At 46.9% G+C, this 22968-nt stretch carries 21 protein-coding genes, 1 tRNA gene and 1 pseudogene; 18 read left to right on the top strand and 5 right to left on the bottom strand.

All coding sequences use genetic code 11. The features are described 5' to 3' along the window. Nucleotides 1–15: 15 nt before the first annotated feature. A complete protein-coding gene (yejK, locus tag R9X49_RS04755) occupies nt 16–1026 on the bottom strand; it encodes a nucleoid-associated protein YejK (RefSeq protein WP_263059382.1) in 1011 nt (336 codons plus the stop codon). A 236-nt stretch (nt 1027–1262) separates the two neighbouring features. Here yejK and R9X49_RS04750 point away from each other — a divergent pair, with 236 nt between their 5' ends. The 17 genes and pseudogenes from R9X49_RS04750 to R9X49_RS04670 all read left to right on the top strand — a co-directional run bounded on the left by R9X49_RS04750 (nt 1263) and on the right by R9X49_RS04670 (nt 18072). Continuing rightward, complete coding sequence (locus R9X49_RS04750; RefSeq protein WP_015839894.1) at nt 1263–1493, top strand: YejL family protein; 231 nt, start codon at nt 1263–1265, stop codon at nt 1491–1493. 14 nt (nt 1494–1507) lie between these two features. Beyond that, nucleotides 1508–3256, top strand: coding sequence for an LPS biosynthesis-modulating metalloenzyme YejM (yejM, locus tag R9X49_RS04745; RefSeq protein ID WP_319847394.1), 1749 nt, complete (start codon nt 1508–1510; stop codon nt 3254–3256). A gap of 78 nt (nt 3257–3334) precedes the next feature. Further along, a tRNA-Pro gene (locus tag R9X49_RS04740) sits at nt 3335–3411 on the top strand. 187 nt (nt 3412–3598) lie between these two features. Further along, nucleotides 3599–4849, top strand: coding sequence for an integrase domain-containing protein (locus R9X49_RS04735; RefSeq protein WP_319847393.1), 1251 nt, complete (start codon nt 3599–3601; stop codon nt 4847–4849). 146 nt (nt 4850–4995) lie between these two features. Then, a complete protein-coding gene (locus tag R9X49_RS04730; protein WP_319847392.1) occupies nt 4996–5652 on the top strand; it encodes a hypothetical protein in 657 nt (218 codons plus the stop codon). A gap of 193 nt (nt 5653–5845) precedes the next feature. Beyond that, nucleotides 5846–6061 carry a helix-turn-helix transcriptional regulator gene (locus R9X49_RS04725; protein WP_319847391.1) on the top strand — a complete coding sequence of 72 codons (216 nt, stop codon included), beginning with the start codon at nt 5846–5848 and terminating at the stop codon, nt 6059–6061. A 475-nt stretch (nt 6062–6536) separates the two neighbouring features. Beyond that, a complete protein-coding gene (locus tag R9X49_RS04720; protein WP_319847390.1) occupies nt 6537–6734 on the top strand; it encodes a host cell division inhibitor Icd-like protein in 198 nt (65 codons plus the stop codon). Between the two features lie 156 nt (nt 6735–6890). Continuing rightward, entirely contained in the window at nt 6891–9497 is a 2607-nt protein-coding gene (locus R9X49_RS04715; protein ID WP_319847389.1) for a DUF927 domain-containing protein, read from the top strand. A gap of 913 nt (nt 9498–10410) precedes the next feature. Next, nucleotides 10411–11256, top strand: coding sequence for an HNH endonuclease (locus R9X49_RS04710; RefSeq protein ID WP_319847388.1), 846 nt, complete (start codon nt 10411–10413; stop codon nt 11254–11256). 123 nt (nt 11257–11379) lie between these two features. Next, nucleotides 11380–12075: a hypothetical protein gene (locus tag R9X49_RS04705; RefSeq protein WP_319847387.1), complete on the top strand. Its 696-nt coding sequence runs from the start codon at nt 11380–11382 to the stop codon at nt 12073–12075. Between the two features lie 243 nt (nt 12076–12318). Further along, a complete protein-coding gene (locus tag R9X49_RS04700; protein WP_319847386.1) occupies nt 12319–14466 on the top strand; it encodes a nuclease-related domain-containing protein in 2148 nt (715 codons plus the stop codon). Between the two features lie 304 nt (nt 14467–14770). After that, nucleotides 14771–15016 (top strand): CopG family ribbon-helix-helix protein, encoded by a 246-nt coding sequence (locus tag R9X49_RS04695; RefSeq protein WP_319847385.1) that lies wholly within the window; start codon nt 14771–14773, stop codon nt 15014–15016. After that, nucleotides 15006–15290: a type II toxin-antitoxin system RelE/ParE family toxin gene (locus R9X49_RS04690; protein ID WP_319847384.1), complete on the top strand. Its 285-nt coding sequence runs from the start codon at nt 15006–15008 to the stop codon at nt 15288–15290. The genes R9X49_RS04695 and R9X49_RS04690 overlap by 11 nt, the downstream gene beginning before the upstream one ends. Nucleotides 15291–15293: 3 nt before the next feature. Next, nucleotides 15294–15662, top strand: a complete 369-nt coding sequence (locus R9X49_RS04685) for a hypothetical protein (protein WP_319847383.1) — start codon at nt 15294–15296, stop codon at nt 15660–15662. Nucleotides 15663–15799: 137 nt separating this feature from the next. Next, a complete protein-coding gene (locus R9X49_RS04680) occupies nt 15800–16153 on the top strand; it encodes a hypothetical protein (protein ID WP_319847382.1) in 354 nt (117 codons plus the stop codon). A gap of 300 nt (nt 16154–16453) precedes the next feature. Further along, nucleotides 16454–16816: pseudogene (locus tag R9X49_RS04675) on the top strand (integrase arm-type DNA-binding domain-containing protein); the annotation flags it as partial. Between the two features lie 377 nt (nt 16817–17193). Next, nucleotides 17194–18072, top strand: a complete 879-nt coding sequence (locus R9X49_RS04670; RefSeq protein ID WP_319847381.1) for a cell envelope biogenesis protein OmpA — start codon at nt 17194–17196, stop codon at nt 18070–18072. A 189-nt stretch (nt 18073–18261) separates the two neighbouring features. Here the strand turns inward: R9X49_RS04670 and R9X49_RS04665 are convergent, their stop codons facing one another. From R9X49_RS04665 to R9X49_RS04655, 3 genes are all read right to left on the bottom strand, one after another. Further along, the gene (locus R9X49_RS04665) at nt 18262–18726 is read right to left on the bottom strand and encodes a GyrI-like domain-containing protein (RefSeq protein WP_319847380.1); all 465 of its coding nucleotides are present in this window, start codon (nt 18724–18726) and stop codon (nt 18262–18264) included. Nucleotides 18727–18955: 229 nt separating this feature from the next. Next, complete coding sequence (locus R9X49_RS04660; protein WP_014914981.1) at nt 18956–19285, bottom strand: DHCW motif cupin fold protein; 330 nt, start codon at nt 19283–19285, stop codon at nt 18956–18958. 76 nt (nt 19286–19361) lie between these two features. After that, the gene (locus tag R9X49_RS04655; protein ID WP_319847379.1) at nt 19362–19898 is read right to left on the bottom strand and encodes a rhodanese family protein; all 537 of its coding nucleotides are present in this window, start codon (nt 19896–19898) and stop codon (nt 19362–19364) included. A gap of 414 nt (nt 19899–20312) precedes the next feature. Here R9X49_RS04655 and R9X49_RS04650 point away from each other — a divergent pair, with 414 nt between their 5' ends. Beyond that, complete coding sequence (locus R9X49_RS04650) at nt 20313–21713, top strand: EmmdR/YeeO family multidrug/toxin efflux MATE transporter (protein ID WP_319847378.1); 1401 nt, start codon at nt 20313–20315, stop codon at nt 21711–21713. A gap of 44 nt (nt 21714–21757) precedes the next feature. Here the strand turns inward: R9X49_RS04650 and R9X49_RS04645 are convergent, their stop codons facing one another. Beyond that, nucleotides 21758–22927, bottom strand: a complete 1170-nt coding sequence (locus R9X49_RS04645) for an MFS transporter (RefSeq protein WP_319847377.1) — start codon at nt 22925–22927, stop codon at nt 21758–21760. Nucleotides 22928–22968 lie beyond the last annotated feature (41 nt).

The raw sequence follows: 22968 nt of genomic DNA, 5'->3' as shown, positions 1-22968 counted from the left end.
CTTCTGGCACGAGGTTTACTGCTTGCCGCTACTCGTCCGACGCTGTAGCTGATCGCGCAGATTCGGCGGCGTGCCTTTAATCGTCAGCGTATCCGTCGCCGGATCCCAGAAAATCCGTTCTCCGAGCAATAGCGCATCAAAATTCAGGCTGATGCCGCCGCCGCTGCCTGCAAATTTGGTCAACTGGCGCAATGTCCCACGATCGGCAGGGAAGCTTTCTTCCAGCTCATAACCCTGCTCGGCTGAAAACTGCTGAAAAGTTTTCTCACCCAGCGGTGGCAGTTCCTGTGACAGCGACGCCAGTTCGATTTCCTCACCGGACTGCAACTGCTCATTGCAGTAGCTATACACCTGCTGACGATAATTCTGACGCTCGTTTTTATCTAGCTGCGCTTCATCACAATACTCATCGACTGCTTTCAACAAGCCGCGGTTTTGTGCTTTCGTGTCCAACCCTTCCGATGCGGCCAGAAAATCCATGAAGAAGTCAGACACTTTGCGCCCGACGCGGCCTTTCAGGAACGTCAGATAGCGTGTAGATTCTGGATTGGTTTCCCATTCGGTCAAATCGATACGCGCAACGATATCGGCATGATTGATATCCAGATAGTGCGTGGTGCTGATATCCAACTGTTCATTAACCCGCATGCTGTTGCAGCTATTGAGCACCGATATCAGTAAATACTCGACCGCCAGATAACGATACTGGCAGAACAACACGATACCGCCTTCGGCAAACGGGTATTTCGCCAGTTCGTCACGCAGACGTCCGGTTGCGGCACGTGAGAAACTCAGAAAGTCCTCATCCCCTTTGCGACAGGCTCGCAGCGCATCCGCCAGCTCACTTTGCTCATTAAACAGCCCGTAGGCCTTACTCTTGGCGCTGTAGACGCGATGCAGTTCAGCCATCATCTCTTCGACTGCCGCGTTGGTCGACAGCAGGGAATCACGCAACACCATTTCCAACGTTTGTTCGTCACGTTTAATTAGCTGATGCAGGGCAATCTGGGCGATATCCAGACTCATGATAAACTCTCCTTTTGGCAAGGCGCGTATTCAAACACTGATGCGGACAGCCCGCAACACATAAAGCCGCCCTTAACACCGGTTCGCGCGCTAAGCGTCTACACTACTTATTGATAAAAGTCCGTTTATTGATAAAAGTCCGTCAGGGATAAAAGTACGGTGATGATAAAAGTGCGGAAAAGCATAAGCCTATACGGTAAGATAAGCGACTTTACCAGCTTGAGATACGCCATTTTATGCCACAATCATCCCGTTATAGTGACGAACACGTTGAACAACTGCTTTCTGAGATGGTCAATGTTCTGGAAAAGCACCACGCCCCGACCGATCTTGCTTTGATGGTGCTCGGTAATATGGTGACAAACCTGATTAACACCAGCATCGCGCCTGCGCAACGTCAGGTTATGGCGCGTTCTTTCGCTGAAGCCCTACAGGCTTCGATTAAAAAAGCCGATAAAGCTCACTAAGTTTTGACCAACGTATGGTAACCAACCGTCAGCGCTACCGCGAAAAAGTCTCCCAGATGATCAGTTGGGGACACTGGTTCGCCTTATTCAACATTTTGCTCACTTTGGGGCTGGGTAGCCGCTATCTGTTTGTTGCTGATTGGCCGACCTCCCTGTTCGGTCGAATTTACGCGCTGGTTAGCTGGCTCGGTCATTTCAGTTTTATCGTCTTTGCCGCTTATCTGCTGGTCATCTTCCCGCTCACGTTTATTGTGATGTCGCAGCGCCTGCTGAGGTTCCTGTCTGCGGCACTGGCAACGACTGGGCTAACGATACTGTTAGTGGATGTTGAGGTCTTTACACGTTTTCACCTGCACCTCAACAGCACCGTTTGGGAACTTGTCGTCAACCCGGGACAAGGTGAGATTGCCCGCGACTGGCAGTGGATGTTTATCGGCATTCCGTTGATTTTCATGGTGGAAATGCTGTTCGGCACCTGGTGCTGGCAAAAATTACGCAGTCTGAATCGCCGCCACTTTGGCAAGCCGCTGGCGGGCGTTTTCATCTCGGCATTCTTTGCGTCGCACCTGATGTACATCTGGGCCGATGCAAATTTCTATCGCCCGATTACGATGCAGCGCGCCAACCTGCCTCTGTCTTATCCGATGACGGCTCGCCGGTTTCTGGAAAAACATGGTCTGCTGGATGCACAGGAATATCAGCGCCGGCTGACGCAGCAGGGCAATCCTGAAGCCATAACGGTGGAGTATCCGCTCAATAACATCACCTTCCGCGATAACGGCAGCGGCTACAATCTGCTGATGGTGATGATCGATGATACGCAGCCTGATGCCATACAAAATCGTATGCCGAACCTGTCGCGCTTCGCCGCAGAAAACGTGCGCTTTAGCGATCATTACGATTCGGGTTCGCAGCCAGACGCAGCCTTGTTTAACCTGTTTTACGGCCTCTCGACGACCTATATGGATGGCGTCCTGAGCGCGCGTAAACCGTCAGCATTAATCACTGCATTAAGCCAACAGGGCTATCAGTTCGGGCTCTTTTCAGCGAACGGCTTCAACAGCCCGCTCTATCGTCAGGCACTGCTTTCTGATTTCTCTTTACCTGCACCGCAGCAGCAAAGCGGCGATGCCATCATCACGCAGTGGCAGGAGTGGCTCAACCGCGATAATAACCCTGCCCCTTGGTTCTCTTATATTGAGCTCAGCAGCGCGCCGAAAACCGCAGATGGTAAAGGGACAGAACCCAACAACCGTGTAAATATTCAGGACGTTGACCGCCAGATCGGCCAAATTATTGGCACCTTGCAGGAAAAAAACATTCTGGATAACACCGTCGTCATCGTGACAACGGCACAAAACCAGAATGCCAATACCAGTAATGTGGCACGTTTTGCCCGAACCCAGTGGCAAACGCCGCTCATTGTTCACTGGCCGAATACGCCTGCGCAGACCATTACGAAAATGACGGACAACAAAGACGTCATGACCACGCTGATGCAGCGCCTGCTCCATGTTAAAAACAGCACGGATGATTATTCACAGGGCGAAGACCTGTTCTCTGCCCAACGACGCTCCCCGTGGTTGATTAACGGCAATGGCGGCACGTTGATAATCACAACGCAGGATCAGCTCATCGTGTTGGAAAGCAACGGCAACTACCGGGCTTACGATATGGCGGGAAATCGGCTGAATGATGAAAAACCACAGCTTGCCCTGCTCTTGCAGGTACTAACGAACGAAAGACGCTTTATAGCCAACTAACTGCCTAAATCTAAAGCAGTCGTTCCATCAGGCTATTGCAATAAGGTCAGGAAAAGGTAGTATAAATGCCCATAGCATCGGCACGTAGCGCAGCCTGGTAGCGCACCGTCATGGGGTGTCGGGGGTCGGAGGTTCAAATCCTCTCGTGCCGACCAAATACATATTCGGTAAGTCACGTTTACTACCGGAAACCCCACAGAAACCCGCATTCTCACTGAGTTTGCGGGTTTTTTGTTGTCTGTTATCTATCTGGATACCCCGTTTACAGCCGGAAAGTTTGGGACTACATTTGGGACTAAATCAACGTAGTCCCATAAAACCGTAGTCCCAAAGGTAACGATCATGGCAATTCAGGCAAAGCCCCTCACAAACACGGAAGTCAAAGCCGCTAAAGCAATAGACAAAGAATTGTCGCTACATGATGGTGGCGGGCTGCTATTGTTCGTCAAACCTTCCGGCACAAAGACATGGCGTTTTCGCTATTACCACCCACAGACTAAAAAGCGCACTACGTTGACGTTTGGCAGCTATCCGGCAATTTCTTTAGCTGATGCCAGACAAATGCGGGAAGCAGCCAAAGCTCTCTTAGAAAAAAGCATCGATCCACAATTCCACCAGCAACAGCAACGTGAACAAGAACAAGCCATCAACCTGAACACGTTCGCCAAAGTTTCCGCCGACTGGTACGAAGTGAAAAAGTCTCAACCGCTGGCCGAGAACACCATTAAAGATATCTGGCGTTCGCTGGAAAAATACGTGTTCCCGTTCATCGGAACCTTACCGATCACCCAGCTTACCGCTCGTCACTTCATCACCGCGTTGGAACCGATACAGGCCAGCGGCAAACTGGAAACCGTCAAGCGGGTAAGCCAGCGAATTAACGAGGTGATGGATTATGCGGTTAACTCTGGGCTGATTCCTGCGAATCCCGCCGCCAAGATCCGCAAAGCCTTTCAGACGCCGGTGAAAACCCATATGCCGACCATTCGGCCAGAGGCATTACCTGCCTTGATGAAAACGCTATCGGTCGCCAGCATTGAGTTACAGACCCGCTTATTGATTGAATGGCAGCTACTGACCGTTACCCGCCCTGCCGAAGCTGCTGAGACCCGCTGGAGCGAAATAAACCTTACAGATAACACCTGGACGATCCCCGCTGGCCGTATGAAGATGCGTCGTGATCACGTTATTCCCCTACCCCCGCAGGCATTAGCTATTCTGGACGCCATGAAGCCCATCAGCGGCCATCGAGAATACCTGTTTCCTTCCAGTAAAGAGCCCAAGCAGCCGATGAACAGCCAAACCGCTAACGCCGCATTGCGTCGTATGGGTTACAAAGGTGTGCTGGTGTCTCATGGCCTACGCGCCATATTCAGCACCGCTGCCAATGAAGAAGGGTTCCCGCCAGATGTGATTGAAGCCGCCCTCGCCCACGTAGACACCAACGAAGTGCGCCGCGCCTATAACCGCTCCACCTATCTTGAACAGCGCAAAGTGTTGATGTGCTGGTGGGGTGAATTTGTGGAAACAGCCGCAACGGGAAAAGTGATGGCGTCGGAAGGAGCCAGAGGTTTACGCATCGCCAATGGTTAATACTGTTTTTATATACAGTTAATTATTGATTCCTGTTAGTCGCCCTCCTAAAATGTCGTTATCCGGTACAAACCGAAAGAAACCCAGACCGTTAACCAGCCCCTTTACATCGGGGCTGTGCTATTTGATATACCAGCCGAGGGAATATGCTGAAAATACCTAAACACATGAGGGGAATGATCGAGGTCACTGCACATCAGGTGGCAAACGTCATGGCCGGTCACGGCAGCGACAATACATCTATCACCTATTGCACTGATGACTACCTGCCTGATTCCGTTCCCCACTATCAAGAGTCTGAAATAGAAAGCTATCTGCAAACCATCTTTCAGGCGGTAAGGTTCGGTATCATTAAACCGATCCGTGCGTCCCACACCAGTGCATGGGGTGATACCACCAATATCTGGACAACACAGATTGATGTAGACACTATCGATCGAAATACCCAGATACACGATGCCACGTTTCTTGCCGCTGATATTTGGCCGTGGGCTAACCAATTACTTTCCGATGATTCACCCTGGTATGGCTTTTCTGATCCCAAAAAAGACTTACCACTACCAGAAAATTGGGGCGAATTTGCTAACCGTGATACCGCATTGCTTCTTATCGCTGGTTTATCGAAGGCGCTTGAAGGTAAAAGCGGCGGTGTTTATAAATGGGGTAACAAACTGAACCAGAAAAAACTCGCAGAAGATGCAGCGCTGGCGGTGGGTTCGGTACTCGGTGAGAACACGCCGGATAAAACAGAGTCTTTTCGTAAGCTAATTGCGGAAGCTCTGGCGGCTATGCCTGCTAATTAACACCATCATTATTATTAGCGACAGAATAGCGGCCATGTTAGATCGTGGCCGTTACCAAACTCGCATAATGCTTTACCTCATTTGATTTTCTCTCTTACCAGCTCTCTTTATTGCCTACCACCCTTTAGCCCACAAAACCGCTTAACTATCTGCACTGACCGGACAACGCCGGTTTCATTGGAGATAAGCACGTATGAATTTGTTAGACAGAAAAATCCTGTTAAAGAAAGAAGTGAAAGCCATTCTGCGCGTTAGTTCAGACAGCAGCTTTCAGGAAATGATCAATGCCGGAGAATTCCCCAAAGGGTTTCGGGTTGGCTTACGGCGCGTAGGCTGGTTCGAGGATGAAGTTAGCGATTGGTTAAGGCAACGCATTGCCGAACGTGACCAGCAAACCGAAAACGTATAAGCCGACACCTTCATTTTTATTGCCGCGATAGCGGCATATCGGAATCAAAAAATATGATGATCCAAAAATCTGGCACTGGCTGGAACGGGCATTGCTACGCCCAAAATCAGGAAACAGCCTTTTTTATACACAATAGCGAGTTAATTTTTCTCTCTCTGAAAAATGCGCAACGCTTAGCAAACCCAATACAAAACGTATTGACGCTGGCGGGGCATCTGGCTTATCGTTTCACCGTTGCCGCAAAATCGGCGACCAGGTTTGACAGCCTGAATGTACAAGCGGACGACCGCTTTAGTTTCATGCGGTTTTTTTATGTCCGTAAACCAAGTTATGCCCAAATTATGGTGGGGCGTAATGGGGGAGCCTTCGGGCTCGCCGGTTTCTTGTACGCCGGTCTGTCAACCCTGTTACGTCTCACCACCCCGATTGACAGCGGAGTGGTGGGGTTTTCAAACCCGTACAAGAGGCCGCCGCTATGGTTGCTACCCCTACCCTGTTTCACCCTCATTTTACCTTTCTCTTTCTGGCGGTCTACCGCACAGCGCCGCACGGCAAACCGCACCGTAAAGCCATTATTGCGCCGAATGAGCGATCCGCTCGTCAGCATTTTGAGCCTGATTTTATTCTGTTCTTTGCTGGCCGCCTTCCCGTTCAGGAGGTGCGCCATGTTTGATAACACACCGCTGGAACAGGAAGAACTGATCGATCAGTGTCGTGCATTGGCTTATGCCATCGTGGAGTTAAGGGAGCCGCAGGCAAAAGAGATCCTGATGTTCATTCTTGCCGAACGGCTTGATGCGCTCCACCGTGCGCAGGAGGACGAGGCAGCATGAGCAACACGTTCATTCAAGACGTGCGAACAAAAGCCAACGGCCATTGGGAGGGGATTTTGCAGCGGTTAGGCATCCCGACCAATCGGCAGGAAAGCGAATGCCCCAACTGTGGCGGGAATACCCGCTACCGTTTTGACGATAAAGAAGGTCGTGGCACCTATTTTTGTTCTCACTGCGGCGCAGGAACCGGGCTGGATCTGGTGATGAAAGTGAATAAGTGTGACGCATGGCAAGCAGCGGAACAGGTCGCCGAGGTGCTGGCGCTTCCGTTGCCCGTCGTTCCCCCCGCCAGTGAAAAGCCTGATCATCGTCTGATTGCCGAGCGGGTAAATTCGCTGGTGGCGAAATCGGTGTCCGGTCAATCTGACTATCTACTGAATAAGGGACTGCTACGTCCCTCACTACTCTTAGATGATGGTTCCTTGTTGCTGGTGCTGCAAAACATGGATGGCACCACCACCGGCGCACAGCTTATCAAACCTAATGGTGAGAAAAAGTTGATTGCCGGTAGCCGCAAGAAAGGCGCATTCATTCCCGTTAGTACCCTACCCAAACACACGGACACCGTAATTATTGCCGAAGGTTACGCCACGGCGATTACGGCATCGTTACTGATACAGGGTGTCGCTATCAGCGCGTTAGATAGCGGGAATCTGATTCACGTTGCGCGGTCTTGCCGTGCTGTCTGGCCGGACGCCAAAATCGTCCTTGCAGCGGACAATGACAACAAACCTGATGGTAGTAACACTGGAAAAATCGCGGCTGAAAAAGCGGCACAGGCGGTAAACGGTTGGGTGGCACTCCCGCCGACAACTGAAAAAGCTGACTGGAATGATTACTATCAGCAGCATGGCGCGACGGTATCCATATCGGCCTTTGCAGCCTCACTTTATCAGCCAGGACAGAAACCGCTGCCGTCTTCCGATTCCCCCTTAAAACCTTACGCAGACATTCGTCATGGCGGGCTGTATTGGGTAGAACCGAAGACTGACCATGACAGCGGCGACATTATCGAGCGTGAAAGCTGGCTGTCTGATCCTATTACGGTGGCGGGGATTGGATCGGATGAGTCAGAGCGTTATCTGGTTCTAAGCTGGACGCCAAGCGGTGAAAGCCAGCCCCGCACCGAAGCCATTCCAATGCGCGATATTGGCGAACGTGAAGGCTGGGCGCGATTACGTGCGGGTGGATTGGCAGTCACGGCCAAAGGCGGGTTACGGGCAATACTGGCCGATCATTTGTGTCGCAGTCATGCAGGTTGCCGCTGGGCAATTGCCAGCGCGACCGGCTGGCAGCATGGAGCGTATTTGATGCCGGACGGTTCTGTTATCGGCACACCGAGCATTCCTGTTTTGTTCAACGGTAAATCGGGTGCAGCCAAAGGTTATGCCACCAGCGGAACAGCGCAAAGCTGGCGAGAAAACGTCGCAGCGCTGGCACAAGGTAATCCCTCCATGATGTTGGGGGTCGCTTGTGCCTTTGCTGCCCCGCTTATCGGGCTGGTAAACGCAGACGGATTCGGCGTCCATCTATTTGGCGGTTCCTCTGCTGGTAAAACCACCACTGGCAATATCGCCTCTTCTGTCTATGGCGATCCTAACGCGCTTAAACTGACGTGGTATTCCACTGCGTTAGGACTGGTGAATGAAGCCGCCGCCCACAATGACGGCTTTATGCCGCTGGATGAAATCGGGCAAGGCAGCAATCGCAAAGCCGTGGCCGATGCCGCCTATGCGCTGTTTAACGGTGTGGGTAAGATTCAGGGAGCCAGAGAAGGCGGCAACCGAGAACTAAAACGCTGGCGAGCAATGGCGTTCAGTACCGGTGAGATCGATCTGGAAAGCTATATCCGCGCTGACGGTGGACGGGTAAATGCTGGTCAATTGGTGCGCCTGCTGAATGTCCCGATCACCAAAGCGACGGTATTTCATAGCTATCAGGATGGCAAAGCCCATGCTGACGCGATCCGTGATGCCAGCAACGCGCATTATGGCGCGGTTGGTCGGGCGTGGATTGCTCACCTCTCCAGCCAGAAAGAAAACGCGCTGACAACCTACCGCGAAACAGAGCGGCGCTGGTTGTCACTCTTACCCGATGATGCCAGCGAACAAGTGCGGCGTGTAGCATCACGTTTTGCCGTATTGGAAACCGCTTTATTACTTTCGGCCTCTTTTACTGGCTGGACGGTTCAGGAATGTCACGATGCGTTACAGCATAGCTTCTATGCCTGGGTAAATGAGTTTGGCATGGGCAACCGTGAGGCCAAAGCCTGGGTAGAACAGGCCGACGCCTTTTTGCACCAGTTTGGCTATAGCCGTTATTTACCGCATCCCAATCCTGATCCACGCGATTTACCCATCAAGGATCTGGCGGGGTATCGGGTGAAGAAGCCAGGAGCCGATACGCTGGTGTTTCACACCTTCCCTACCGTATTCAATAACGAAATTGCCATAGGTGCCAATGCCACAGCGTTTGCACAGGTGTTGGCCGATGCCGGAATGCTGGACAAACCCGCCAAAGGCATTACACGTAAATCACTGCGCATTGACGGTAAGCAGCCGCGCTTTGTGGTGCTCATGACGCTCGACGATGAAGAAGAGTAAATCACGCATAAGGTAAAATAAGGTCGGTTCGGTAGGTTCAGTCGGTTCATTATTTTAATACATTGATTTATGGCTATTTTTATTTGAATAGTGAACCGACCCTGAACCGACTTTAGCTATTTTGAACCGACCTAACCAAACGCCCCTTTTCTGGCTGGCTTGATGAACCGACTTTCACACCGCGTGAACCTACCCCTAGGTCGGTTCAATTTTTAAAATAATAACTTGATCTATCAGTCAGTTGACTACGTGAACCGACTGAACCTACCGAACCGACCCACTTTTGCCTATCTATAAGAATTTGGCACACAAAAATCATGATGGGTTAAACCATTACCAGCGCGAAAGTGCGCAAACCGACACTGAGCGGTTACAGAAAAATTCGCAATGTGGTTCGCAGTTTGGTACGTAGTGGTACGCATTGCGGTGCGACCTGCGTACCTCGCTGCAACCCGCGTCATGCCTCATTTTATTTCAATTTGAAATCAATTTTTTGGTCGGTACGCATGTATCGAAATGCTATGGTTTTTGGCGGCGTCGGTGCGGCGGGAAACGTTATGGGGAACGTGCTTAAAATGGTAGATTAGGGGCGGTTTCGATCTATGGCCGAATAAAACAATACTGAGATGAGATTTTACTGGGCGCATCTTTAAGTGTATTTGCCGTCAGATCAAAATTTTCGTCTCTAACTCCGTTGTAACTTTTTAATAATTATATTATTTTTGTTGCATTGTATTCATGATCATATAAACCAATGTCAGAAATTCACTCATCGTAAGGATGGAGCGTAAAAAGTCATCAAAAATTGAAGATAATGGCAGGTATTAAAGCAAAATCAGCGATCTAGTTTAGACTATTGCTTCTACTACACACCACGCTTGCTCGCGGTGTCATCAATCAGTAAGGGGATAGCGTGCCAGTCAGCTTTGAAGAACTCAAAATTGGGGAATCGTATGAACGTCCCTACTTGGCTGATATGTGGGGTTACAAGGGATTTCAGGCAATTTCTAAAGGTGTAGTGACACCATCAGAAGGAAACTGCATAATCTTATTTGTGACAAAAGAAAAACAAGCAACACTAACTCAATACAATGATTTTCTAGACGAGGGATTACTACATTGGGAAGGAGAGAAAAAGCATTCTTCAGATAACAGAATTATAAATGCTAAGTCAATGAATGATAGGATATATCTATTTTATCGAGAAAGGCATCATTCTCCATTTATTTATTACGGTGAGATCTCCCTCAAAAAATATAACCTCCGTAAAATGGAACCAAGTTATTTTATATTTAATGTCGGTGAAAAACAGCAGCATTCAGATCTATTAGACGAAATTAAATCACATCAGAACGAATACAATTTACTCGAGCAAACTGAAAAAGACTCGATTGTAAAAAGCCGTATTGGACAAGGTTTGTTTAGGGATGGGGTAGTAAAATTATGGGGCTACTGTGCAGTTACAGACCTTAGCAATCTATCTTTGCTTCGTGCATCACATATAAAGCCCTGGAGAGATTCATCCAATCAAGAACGCTTAGATCCTATGAACGGATTGCTCTTGCAACCAACGCTAGATCACCTTTTTGATTTAGGTCTAATTACATTCAGCGAAACCGGGGTCGTTATGCTTTCATCAGTACTATCCCAAGACGATATCCAGAAGTTAGAACTGCGTGACAATCTCAAGTTAAGAAAACTTCCTGCTAAGCTAATGAGCTACATGGAGTACCACCGAAGGCATGTATTTAATGGTTAATAAAGAATTCGTTAGGACGCAATCTACGTAGGCTGCATTGGAACAGTATCCAATAAATATAACCATGCTAAGCATAACAGTAAATTTTTCATTTCGCATGTTGGTATTCACAGGAAAATATGAATGAATTACAACCTAGGGGAGTTCTTGACAGCTAATGCTAGCGCCCTCTTCGCCCTAGCCGGTGCATTGGGTGGTGGATTATTATCATTTTTCGGTGCCTTACTATTAAAGAAACGAGAATTTAATCTTAGCACTTCAGGGAAGTTATTAGATCGCCGTATTGCTGCTCACGAAAAAGTTATTTCTCTCGCGATCGAATTACGTGTGATGGTCCCCCTAGGAGGTTCACCTGATTCTGGGGAAGTCCGACGTGCTCCCCAAATCATGATTTCCCGAAATACATTTGAGGATTGGCTTGCTCGTTTTACACAATTAGCTTTAGAAAGTACCTCATGGCTATCTACCGAAACAAAAAAAGAAGTTAATTTTGTGCAAGACTACCTTGTAACATTAAACATGTATCTCGATAGCGTACCATCAGACAATTTCTTAGGATTAGGCGAATTAATTCGCCAAGATTTTGTTGAATTATCATCATCACTAGAAAAGAAAGCTTTCGCTTTCTTCCATAGTGGAATACACAAACTACAACCAGATAGTCTCAATAATTGGCATAAATATAAACAATCGGAAACGGAACAGCGTCTCAGTGCCACAGTTTTAGTCAGGAGTCATACAATATTTTCACAAGCACGTAACGATGGGGGGCATGCTAAAAATTTATTCCAAAAAACATATCCATTCCCGCCCTACTGAAGTATTTTACTAGGTAATGAGATATTTAAATCATGGATAAAATTCTTTGATAAAACCTAAATACCAAGCATCATCTAGAATGACGTTAATATTTATGCGTAGAGGCGAACCAACCATTAACTTATTGTTAAGTAGTGATAAAACACACTTAAATATTAAATATCAGCCATGACAATCATCTCTTAACAAATAGATTAAAGTGAATCATAACTAATATTTAAAATTAACAAAGGATAAATTAAAATGAAAAAAAGAGCCGAAGAAGTAATATTTTCCGAACTATCAGAGTTATGTATATCTCCTGGTTATTTTCATGCAATTGCTTATTTTTGCTTCAGAGATAATATAATACGTTACCGTGATGTAATGACAGCAGAGGATGTACAAAAGCAGTTTGGAGTAGATCACCTAGTTAGGACTGAAATATCAACACTTATTGGTTTAGCTTGTAAAAATGACATTAATATGGAAATTCAATCACCTAGAATAATTCAAGAGTACATAGATAAAACGGAGGCTCTTTTAAATGAAATACACCAATCAATGATGCCTGACATGAAGGAACTATTTAATGCCGAAAAAATTTCAAATCCAGAATTCAACCCATTTAAAAATGGTGCAATCATAAGAGAGGTTATTTTCTATGGAGGAGAATCCGCCCAGCACTTCCAATATACAGATTTATCATCTCTAAAGTATGCCAAAGATAGTGAATGGCTGACTTGCAGCAAGGGATTCTCTTCTGAGGAGGCAATATCAACTATTAAAGCAATACAAAAATTGCAAGATAGGAAAATAAATGAATTCATCCCTAGTTTGGATATTTATAACCCAAACAGTTGGACTGCATTGAATGCGTATAAATTTACAGCACAAGAAGCATCAACAGAAGCTAACATTGATTTGCGCGTAGTAACCAAAGTCATTGAATCCTTTGTTTCACCTATAGGAATGAGTGGTTTTTCTTCTCTCGATGATTTCAACCCTAAGAACGCTTATCCTATAATAAAAATTTCTGATTCTGAATACCTACTTTTCCAAAACTACAGCTTAGTTGAAGCCTTGTACGAAACACCATTTTTTTGGTTTTACGAAGATAAAGCTTACCGAAGTACTGCTATGAAGAACAGAGGTGAATTCACAGAAACATTTTCTGCACAACGATTAATGCATGTTTTTGGTGAAAGGAATGTATTTTCAAATATTGTTATTCTCGATTCAAAAAGTAACACTGTTGGCGAAATTGATGTTTTAGTAATATATGCAAATAGAGCAATAATCCTGCAAGCCAAATCAAAAAAATTAACTATTGCCTCCAGGAAAGGTAACGATCTTAGCTTGAGGGATGACTTCAAAAAAGCTGTTCAAGATGCTTACGATCAAGCTTACTCTTGCGCAAAATTAATTTTGGATTCAAATTATAAATTATTTACTGATAAAGGAAATGAACTTAAAATTGAAAGAAACTTTTGTGAGTTATATCCATTTTGTGTTGTTTCAGATCACTACCCGGCATTATCTTTTCAAGCTAGAAATTTTTTAAAATTCAGCGAAACGAAAATAATTAAATCGCCTTTTGTAATGGATGTGTTTTTCCTGGATGTAGTAACTGAAATGCTTGACACTCCATTATATTTTTTAAGTTACATAAATAGAAGAACTGATTATAATGAAAAAATTTTATCTACACACGAGTTGACTATACTCTCATATCATCTAAAACAAAATCTTTGGTTTGATGATGAGAATATGATGGTACACCTGGATGACGATATTTGTGCCGATTTGGACTTAGCTATGTTAGTAAGACGATATGGTGTTCCTGGGGAGAGAACACCCAAAGGCATTCTAACCAAATTCAAAGATACAACTATGGGAAGGTTGATAAATCAGATAGAAGAACAAAAAGATCAAGGAACAATTGATTTAGGTTTTATGCTATTGAGTCTAAGTGAAGATACTGTAAACCAGCTAAATATCGGCATTGATCATATAGCAAAACTAGCGCTGAATGATCATAAAAACCATGACTTGACCATTGCTTTCAAGGTAAGTTTTGCTGGACTGACTATTCATTGTAACTCAGCGCCGCTAGAGATTGCAGGCCCCCATTTGAAAAACCATGCTGAGAGAAGAAAATATAGCCAAAAAGCTAAAGAGTGGTTTGGCATATGCGTAGATCCAGCAACCAAACAGTTAAAGTTTGGTCTAAAACTTTCATATGAATGGGAACAGTCAGATGAACTTGACAGAGTTTTAGCTAATGCCCCTAAACCTCAGAGAAAAATAAATATTGGAACTGTAGTTAAAGGAAAAAAAATAGGACGAAATGAAATGTGTCCATGTGGCAGCGAGATTAAATACAAAAATTGTTGTTTGAAGAAATATTAATTATGATGATTAATGCGCTGCGTTTACTAGTGAACCTGGATAAATGCTAACTTTTTACCCTTAGTAGTTTACCAGATTAACCCTTCGTTTTATTTAAATAACAGGAATGAAAAATTGAGGAGGTTAGAAAAACCATGTAAAAAATAATTTCAATTTATCTAGTGCTAATAATCACATAATTTATCGGAAATATAATAAGGGAACAAAGAGAAACGAAAACCAGATGCTATTGGTCGATCTCTTGCCTCTCCCCTCAACAGCAACTACAATGTATACAAAACACACAATGTAGTGAGGTGGCAGTATGGGCGTCATGTCCGTTCGCTTAAATGATGAAACAACCGCGCAACTTGATGCGCTGGCTAAAGCCACAGGACGTACCCGCTCTTTTCTGGCTGGACAAGCTATTGAAGACTATCTTGCGCGGGAAGCCTGGCAGATAGCAGAGATCGAGCAAGCCATTAAAGAAGCCGATGCAGGCGGTTTTGTCTCATCAGATGAGATGAATAATCTATTTAAAAGGCTAGGAACGGCAAAACATGGAAATTAAATGGCTGCGTAAAGCCGCGGCCAATTTGGAAGCCGAATACATCTATATCGCGCAAGACGATCCACAGGCTGCCAGCCAGTTCGTAGATGAAGTCCAAAGATTAACGGAATTACTACCGCAACAGCCAGCAATGGGAAGGCCAGGCCGTGTGCCAGGAACGCGTGAGCTAGTGTTAACGCACTATCCCTACATCATCCCCTACCGCGCGAAAAATAATATGATCCAGATTCTACGCGTCTTTCATACGCACAGGCGTTTACCTTCTAAATGGTGACTTATGAAAAAAATAAAATCAGCATGGCTCATTACGTGGGAATGGTTTGGCGAACATGCGAAAGTAGATAATGGAAAAAGAATTGTTTCCATTGTAAATTACAGAAAGTCACATAAATATATTTATGATTTAGTCGGTAATTTATACATCAGTCATACCGCCTCAGTATCAGAAAAATTTACATTTGCTGCGAATAGTAAGAAAACAATCTATCCCCCATATTACTTTGCCAAAAACGGCATCACCTATGCCGATATCATCCATTGCGGTGATAATCCTTTCTTATATGCTCGTCGAGTTAAAAATATTATGATTAATGAAAAATCATTTGATAAAACATTGATTTGGGAAGAACTTCCCATCCCAAATTAAGATTAATATGTTGTCCACCTACCTACACGGTCGCCAATCAACACGTATGCTATGAGATGCTCTTTGATATTACTATTTCTGAATTATCGCGGACGATTATAACTTAATGAGCACCACAAATTGACGCTCACACAGATATGAAAGAAGACAAAAAACACAGCCAACAATCAAGATCGCCCGGCTGGGGCGGGAAACGTACCGGTGCAGGCGCTCCCGTTGGTAACACTAATGCGGTGAAACATGGGGAACGCAGCCGCCAGGCATTCTTTACTTTGGCGGGTGATAATGGGCGATTCACACCGTTGCAATTGCTACGAGTAAGAAACTTACTCCTTGCCGAACGTGTCGGCGAGTTGATGCACAGATCTCTTTCTGTGGGCACAGCCGAGTGGCGTGAGTTTATGTTGCTAGATGGGATTTTATGGCAACACACCCGAAAAATGATGGTGTTGGAGCGTCGTAAAGCAAAATTAAATTTACAGCACAGATAGCGCTAAAAACCCGCGTATATAACGGGCGAGATATAGCCATTTTTAAACTGACTTTTCTCTATGGGACTACGATTGGGACTATGATGTAAAAATAAAAAACACAAATTACTTAAAAATCAAAATAATAAATAAAAAATTCAACTTCTTTCGTGTTCGGTAAGTCACGTTTACTACCGGAAACCCCACAGAAACCCGCATTCTCACTGAGTTTGCGGGGTTTTTGTTGCCTGTTATCTATCGGCATACTCCGTTTACAGCCGGAAAATTTAGTTATACCGCCCCATATAACTACAAAAGCGTATAACTACCCCACTGACCAATACCGAGCTCAAAGCCGCCAAACCTGCCGAGAAGGAATACACGCTACAGGACGGGGATGGGTTGTATCTGCTGGTGAAATCGAGCGGCTCTAAAATCTAGCGCTTTAACTACTACCGCCCCGATACGAAGAAACGTGCGTTAATCAGCTTTGGTTCATTCCCTGCGGTTTCGTTGGCCGAAGCTCGACAACGACGTGAGGCGGCAAAGGCGCTTATCAGCAAAGGCATCGATCCGCAATTCCACCAGCAACAGCAGCGCGAACAAGAGCAAGCCATCAACCTGAACACGTTCGCCAAAGTTTCCGCCGACTGGTATGAAGTAAAAAAATCCCAACCACTGGCCGGGGAATAAATATTCCAGATAGCCAAATCAATAACACCACATTGCCCAAAGCAGATTGAGAATATCAGTGCAATTACACGGCTTACGCTGATCTTTCATCGCTATAACAGGTTCACCTATCAGGAAAATCTGCCTCGTATAAATACTAAAACGAATTTAAATGAAGCGCCGAGGGTTTGCGAGATCATTGCCCAACGTGAATCGGTCGTCAGTGCTATTAGGCGCTGCCTATTGTCGGTTCGATTACACGTGCTATTTGCGTGCTAGCGCAATGTCCGTCGATACTGCCGCGGACTAATTATCAACGTGCTGGCAAACGTAAAATAACATCAGTGCATTCCCCATAATCGTGGGTTTTTATATTAAGAGGAAGTGAAATGAAAAAATATGCAATTGCATTAATGTGCCTATTCTCAGCTTCAGCCTTTGCAGAAACCTATAAAGGCTATCCCGATATTCCAGGTACCGCAGTTAGTTTTGCCACGGAAATCGTAAGCTATACGCCAGGCCCTAATGTATCTTCAAGTTATAAAGTGCCCGAAAGAATACTTGGCGAGCCTAATCGCTACAGCACGAATGAAAATATACTTTCTCTCGGTGCAGCAGGTAGCGTTGTGGTTCGTTTTACCCCGTACGCGATTAAAAAGAGTGGTACTGCCGATGCGGATTTCTATGTTTATGAAGCAGGAACCTATGAATCGTGGGATGCCTACGTATCCAATGACGGCAGTGAATGGATCAAGGCCACACCCGTGTTTCAGGCAATTAATCCTGCATCCGCTCAGACAACAACCAATCGTGGTTCTGTCATCGGGTATGACGTCGACGTAATTGATTCCGAATCTGATTCATTTACCTACCTAAAAATCGTCGACACCAGTCTGTCGAAATATGCCGATTCACCGGGTGCCGACCTTGACGCAATTGTTTTGACGAGTGCAAAAGCGTTGGGAACGGAGGTATTTATTGATACCGACTCCCGTAACGGAAAAGTCTATAACCTGTATCAGAACGATATTACTGGCGCTGTAGGTGTCAAAATGATCAGCAAAGACAATACTGTTTCGTATGTTCCCTTCTCTACCGATGATTCGCTGAAAGCCATCGCACTATCTTTGCAAGGTGATTTCAATTGCGATGATGAAAAAGATATTAATGTTTTAGCCACACGAAAATCTGACGGTGTTCAGTTAAACATTATCAAACAGCAGAATGGGACAGCCATTAAGACTATCGATAACTCAGTGACTAAGTGACTAAGTGACTAAGTGACTAAGTGACTAAGTGATTCATTACAACAGGCATTCATTGAGTGCCTGTGATAATGATAAATAACCTCACCATGCCAGAGATATACCATAATGCAATCTTTTCACGGAGTATTAACAGTAACGATGCAGGCTGCTCCGATATTTTCATTTTTAAACCAATCTCAATAAACGGACTTAATTCACCGCTTCAACAGACTGCCATATTTCAATTTCCCAGTTACCATTGCTTCCGTCGCACAAATAACTTTCATAACATATGTCACCCGCCGGTCGATATCCTTGCGCATGAATGGCTTTATAAAAGTCATCCCAGGCTTTCGCAAAGTCACCCTTCTCCACAATGGTGTGCGTTACAGCATAAAGCCCGCCGGGGATGATTTCCCTGCGTATTTCCGTCCCTTCCGGCAACGTTGGCGGCATCTCTTTGCACGTAATCGCCACATCTGCCCGCAATTCATCCGGTTCTACTTTACTGGGGTCGTCCCAGTAAAACGCCAGAGATTTATCAATGGAGAGATGGTATTCCTTTGCCCATGATAATATCTCAGAAAATCCCTGCGGTATTTTCTCGTAATAGGGGCCAACGACCCGAAGACTCAGTACTTCCATAGATTCTGCAAGTTCAATTCTGATAGACATATTCGTACACTCCTGACTCGTGTAGATAATAAACCGGCACCATTAACCACACTAAGTGTATTGCTATATACCAATATCGACAACGTGCTTAGAGGCGAATTTCTTTTGTTTCTATCAACGGATTGAGCATTTCTACACAGATTTTTCCTGGCTTCGACGAACGCGGCCCCAGATAGGATGGGTTAACTAATCAAGGGCCAATCCCCGTACTCTGGATTAGCCCTTCACATCAATCCACGACAAACAATTTTGCGCCCGTCTCAGTGTAGGAGCGATGGGCTTCTGCGTTATCTGCGACCTGATAACTCATTCCCGGTTTGAGGACAAAAACACGACCATCGTCCAATTCAGTATGAAGTTCGCCCTCAAGGCACAGCAGAATATGCCCTTTTGAGCACCAATGATCGGCCAGGTAGCCGGGTGTATACTCCACAATACGAACCCGAATATTATCAAAACGCTGCGTTCGCCAGTAGGCGATCCCCGTGTCGCCCCGGTGCTCGGTGGGCTCTATTTGCGACCAGTCAGTCGTACCAAACGGAATGTTCTTCATGTCCATATTACTGCCCCTATTTTTTTGGTGGTTAACACTCCGCTTACTATCTCAGCCAGTTTTTAGCGTCTATCCCGGCAAATCAGCGTTTGGTGCCACGGTTCCACGGCATTTTCATTAACAGCTTTGCCATACCGCAAAAACCGGTCACCCCAGCAAACAGCAACCCTGCCCCCACAAAACCAGAGAGCAGGAAGAAAGCACTGTTTACGCTGTACCCCAGTAATACACCACTCAAAATAAGTACGCCAGCGGCGATTTGAACCTGCCGCATCAGTTCAATCGGCTGTTTATGATTCACCTCTGTCGGAAACCCCTCCTTTTTCCATGCAGCCATTCCCCCTTCCAGAAGAAAAACCGTTGCGGGTGCACCCGCCTGTGCCAGCAAGCCAGCATTCTGTTCCGAGCGCATGCCGGATAAACAGTGGAAAATAATCGTCTTTCCTTCCCTGTCATCATCAGGAAGGACATATCCAGCAGAGGAATTTAGCGGGTGCAGCTTCGCCTGTGCGATATGCTCGCGGGCGTACTCTTCCGGTTGGCGAATATCAATGAGTATCGCACCTTCATCTAACAATTTGCGGGCCTGGATGGGTGAGATAGCAAGTGGCGTTGGCATGATCGTGATCCTCTTTTGAGCTGCTGAAACCCGTCATAATGCAACCGTTCAACGTGGCGTTAAGCTGGCAAGGAAGGTGATATCGCTGATGATCTGCGTCTCACCTTTAATTTAGACAAATCTAATTAAGTAAAATCTAAATTAAATAATGGGCACGTGCAACAACTTTCCATACGGGGAAAGCAATCCACGCTGGACATCAATTTGGCGGCTGATACTCTGTAAATAGGAACGCTATTTTAAAAAACAGCCATGCTGCTGCGCTCGCACAAAATGCAGCAGTAGCTGCATGGGTAAGTCGCTGTATGAAACGGTATGAGTAAGTACCGTGCAAAATGATGCTATTTGCGAGCCACCTTGTGGCTCTGTTTACCGTACCAACAGGGAAACTTGAGAAACCGCCAAGATCGTTTCATGAAAAAATTAAAAGACACAGACTGGTATAAAAAGCGTTACTCCAACCGCGTTCTCTTCTGGAGAGAAATCTCACCGCTCGCCTTCCCTATCTTTATTGAAGGCCTTTGCGTCGTGTTGATGGGGGTCTTCAGCACCTTCCTGGTCAGTTGGCTGGGGAAAGAAGCCATGGCGGCCGTCGGCCTGGCTGACAGCTTCAATATGGTCATCATCGCCTTCTTTACCGCCGTCGCGTTGGGGACTGCTGTTGTTGTCGCGTTCAGCCTGGGGCAACGCAATAGAAAGCAGGCGCGTTCTGCAGCTCGCCAGTCAATGTCATTACTGGTTCTGTCATCGTTTCTGCTAGTCGCGCTGGTTGAATTCGCCGGTTCAGCGATTATCGATCTGATCGCAGGACAGGCCGACGAACAAGTTAAAGCTCTCGCTCTCACGTTCCTGCGCTGGACGGTGTGGGGGTATCCTGCTGTCGCCATCGCGCTGGTAGGCTGTGGCGCGTTGCGAGGAGCAGGCAATACCAAGTTGCCCATGGTCATCAACATTGGGATGAATATCCTCAATATTGCTATCAGTAGCCTGCTGATTTACGGCGCCTTTTCCTGGGATGGCCTCGGCTTTATTGGCGCTGGCATCGGGATCACCATTTCACGCTATATCGGTGCGGTATTCGTGATTTTGACGCTGATGCACGGTTTTAACGGCGCGTTGCGTATTCCCTTCAAGTCTTACTTTGCACCTTTTACCCTGACGATTCTCTATGAAGTGCTCAGTATCGGTATTCCCGCCAGCATAGAATCGGTGATGTTTAACATCGGTAAGCTGATCACCCAGCGCTTTGTCGCCGGTATGGGAACCGAAGTCATTGCCGGAAACTTTATCGCTTTCTCCATCTCAACGCTGATCAACCTTCCCGGCAATTCGCTCGGCGCCGCCGCCACAATTATCGTTGGCACACGGCTGGGGAAAGGCCAGATTATGCAGTCCACACGCCAGTTGAAGCACATCTTCTGGCTGTCCAATATTGGGCTGTGCGTACTTGCCGTACTGTCGGTGCCCAGCGCCAGCTTTTTGGCGTCGTTTTACACCAATGAGCCGGAAGTTATCGAAGTGGCAAAACACCTCCTGTGGCTCAACGCACTATTTATGCCAATCTGGGCGGCGTCCTGGGTGCTCCCTGCCGGCCTGAAAGGCGCAAAAGACGCCAGCTACACCATGTGGGTGGCAATGGCAGGCATGTGGGGATGTCGGGTCATCGCGGGATATATCCTCGGCGTGATGCTCGGTTTTGGCGTGATCGGCGTGTGGATGGGGATGTTCTTTGACTGGATTGTACGCGGTTTCTTCTACTACCGCCGCCTGATGAGCGGGCGCTGGCTATGGCGCTATCGCCCACCAACAAATTGATGATAGCGAGCGGGTTTCCGCTCGCTTACAACACCACAAACCGCTTAGCGACTCAGGCTCTTCACCGGAGCAAAGCGGGTCGCCATGATAATCAACACGACCACACCGACAGTCATAATCATCCAGGCCTGTTCCAGACCCGCCGTATGCTGACGAATAAAACCGGCCAGCAACGGCATCAGGCTGGCGAGGATATAGCCGCCGCCCTGCACAAATCCCATCAGTGAACCGGTTTTATGTGATTCGGTTACCTGATCCAACGCCACAATCAGCGATAGCGGGAACAGTGCACCAATGCCAATGCCCAGCATGATAATAATGGGATACGTAAACGTCAGCGGCGCGACGATCAGCCCAATCATCCCTATCAACATCACAATCAAAATAGGGAGAAGCAGCCTGCGCCGATCGGGAAAGCGGTTGATAAACGTGGACACCAGCAAGCCGGAAATCACCTCCGTCAGCGTTAATCCGCCCAACATCAGGCCGCTTTGCGTCGCATCCATCCCCAGTTGAATGTAATACGGTGGCAGCCATGCCAGCACCAGCGTATACGCACCCGTACCAATACCGAAGAACACCATCAGCAGCCAGTCCATCCCGCTTCTGCGCGTCGCCAGAACGACCGCCGCCTCCTGCTTCGCGGTATACGCTTTAGGTACACACCGCCAGGCCACTGTGGCAACCAACGCCACGATCCCCCAGCAGGCCAGCGCGCTTTGCCAGCCCCACGCATTTGCCAGCGGAGAAACCGATGAAGCCGCAAACGCCGCTCCGGTCATAATAGCCGTGGTATAAAAGCCCATCAGGAGACTGCTATGACGGCCAAAATGGAGTTTGATAAACGACGGCACCAGCGCCTGAATTAAGGCAATCCCGACCCCGGCAAGCGCAGCACTAACCAGCAGAGCAATACCGCTATTCAGCCACCAGCGTGCACCACACGCCAGGGCAATCACCACAATGCCCAATGTGATGCCCCGATACTCTCCGAGACGTGCCTGCAACTGACCGCCATATAACGCACACCACCCCATAGCGAACACCGGGAGCGTGGTTAACATGCCCGCCATGCTGTCATCCAGACCCGTTGCGGCCTGAATCTGATTCAGCAACGGGCCAATCCCCGCCAGTACGGGACGTAAATTCAATCCCAACAGGATAATCGTGAAGAAAAGAAAAGCCCGCGTGCGGGCCGTTGATGTCACTACCATGTCTAACCTCAATAACTTGAGCCAATCATTGCTGCTTGATG

It is taken from the genome of Pectobacterium carotovorum (assembly GCF_033898505.1).
GTDB classification, from domain to species: Bacteria; Pseudomonadota; Gammaproteobacteria; order Enterobacterales; family Enterobacteriaceae; genus Pectobacterium; species Pectobacterium carotovorum_J.
This window is presented reverse-complemented; position numbering and strand designations above follow the sequence as displayed.

What these genes read in the sequence shown, in the direction of transcription:
- yejK (WP_263059382.1), bottom strand. Translation starts at nt 1,026, where the DNA reads ATGAGTCTGGATATCGCCCAGATTGCCCTGCATCAGCTAATTAAACGT.
- R9X49_RS04750 (WP_015839894.1), top strand. Translation starts at nt 1,263, where the DNA reads ATGCCACAATCATCCCGTTATAGTGACGAACACGTTGAACAACTGCTT.
- yejM (WP_319847394.1), top strand. Translation starts at nt 1,508, where the DNA reads ATGGTAACCAACCGTCAGCGCTACCGCGAAAAAGTCTCCCAGATGATC.
- R9X49_RS04735 (WP_319847393.1), top strand. Translation starts at nt 3,599, where the DNA reads ATGGCAATTCAGGCAAAGCCCCTCACAAACACGGAAGTCAAAGCCGCT.
- R9X49_RS04730 (WP_319847392.1), top strand. Translation starts at nt 4,996, where the DNA reads ATGCTGAAAATACCTAAACACATGAGGGGAATGATCGAGGTCACTGCA.
- R9X49_RS04725 (WP_319847391.1), top strand. Translation starts at nt 5,846, where the DNA reads ATGAATTTGTTAGACAGAAAAATCCTGTTAAAGAAAGAAGTGAAAGCC.
- R9X49_RS04720 (WP_319847390.1), top strand. Translation starts at nt 6,537, where the DNA reads ATGGTTGCTACCCCTACCCTGTTTCACCCTCATTTTACCTTTCTCTTT.
- R9X49_RS04715 (WP_319847389.1), top strand. Translation starts at nt 6,891, where the DNA reads ATGAGCAACACGTTCATTCAAGACGTGCGAACAAAAGCCAACGGCCAT.
- R9X49_RS04705 (WP_319847387.1), top strand. Translation starts at nt 11,380, where the DNA reads ATGAATTACAACCTAGGGGAGTTCTTGACAGCTAATGCTAGCGCCCTC.
- R9X49_RS04700 (WP_319847386.1), top strand. Translation starts at nt 12,319, where the DNA reads ATGAAAAAAAGAGCCGAAGAAGTAATATTTTCCGAACTATCAGAGTTA.
- R9X49_RS04695 (WP_319847385.1), top strand. Translation starts at nt 14,771, where the DNA reads ATGGGCGTCATGTCCGTTCGCTTAAATGATGAAACAACCGCGCAACTT.
- R9X49_RS04690 (WP_319847384.1), top strand. Translation starts at nt 15,006, where the DNA reads ATGGAAATTAAATGGCTGCGTAAAGCCGCGGCCAATTTGGAAGCCGAA.
- R9X49_RS04685 (WP_319847383.1), top strand. Translation starts at nt 15,294, where the DNA reads ATGAAAAAAATAAAATCAGCATGGCTCATTACGTGGGAATGGTTTGGC.
- R9X49_RS04680 (WP_319847382.1), top strand. Translation starts at nt 15,800, where the DNA reads ATGAAAGAAGACAAAAAACACAGCCAACAATCAAGATCGCCCGGCTGG.
- R9X49_RS04670 (WP_319847381.1), top strand. Translation starts at nt 17,194, where the DNA reads ATGAAAAAATATGCAATTGCATTAATGTGCCTATTCTCAGCTTCAGCC.
- R9X49_RS04665 (WP_319847380.1), bottom strand. Translation starts at nt 18,726, where the DNA reads ATGTCTATCAGAATTGAACTTGCAGAATCTATGGAAGTACTGAGTCTT.
- R9X49_RS04660 (WP_014914981.1), bottom strand. Translation starts at nt 19,285, where the DNA reads ATGGACATGAAGAACATTCCGTTTGGTACGACTGACTGGTCGCAAATA.
- R9X49_RS04655 (WP_319847379.1), bottom strand. Translation starts at nt 19,898, where the DNA reads ATGCCAACGCCACTTGCTATCTCACCCATCCAGGCCCGCAAATTGTTA.
- R9X49_RS04650 (WP_319847378.1), top strand. Translation starts at nt 20,313, where the DNA reads ATGAAAAAATTAAAAGACACAGACTGGTATAAAAAGCGTTACTCCAAC.
- R9X49_RS04645 (WP_319847377.1), bottom strand. Translation starts at nt 22,927, where the DNA reads ATGGTAGTGACATCAACGGCCCGCACGCGGGCTTTTCTTTTCTTCACG.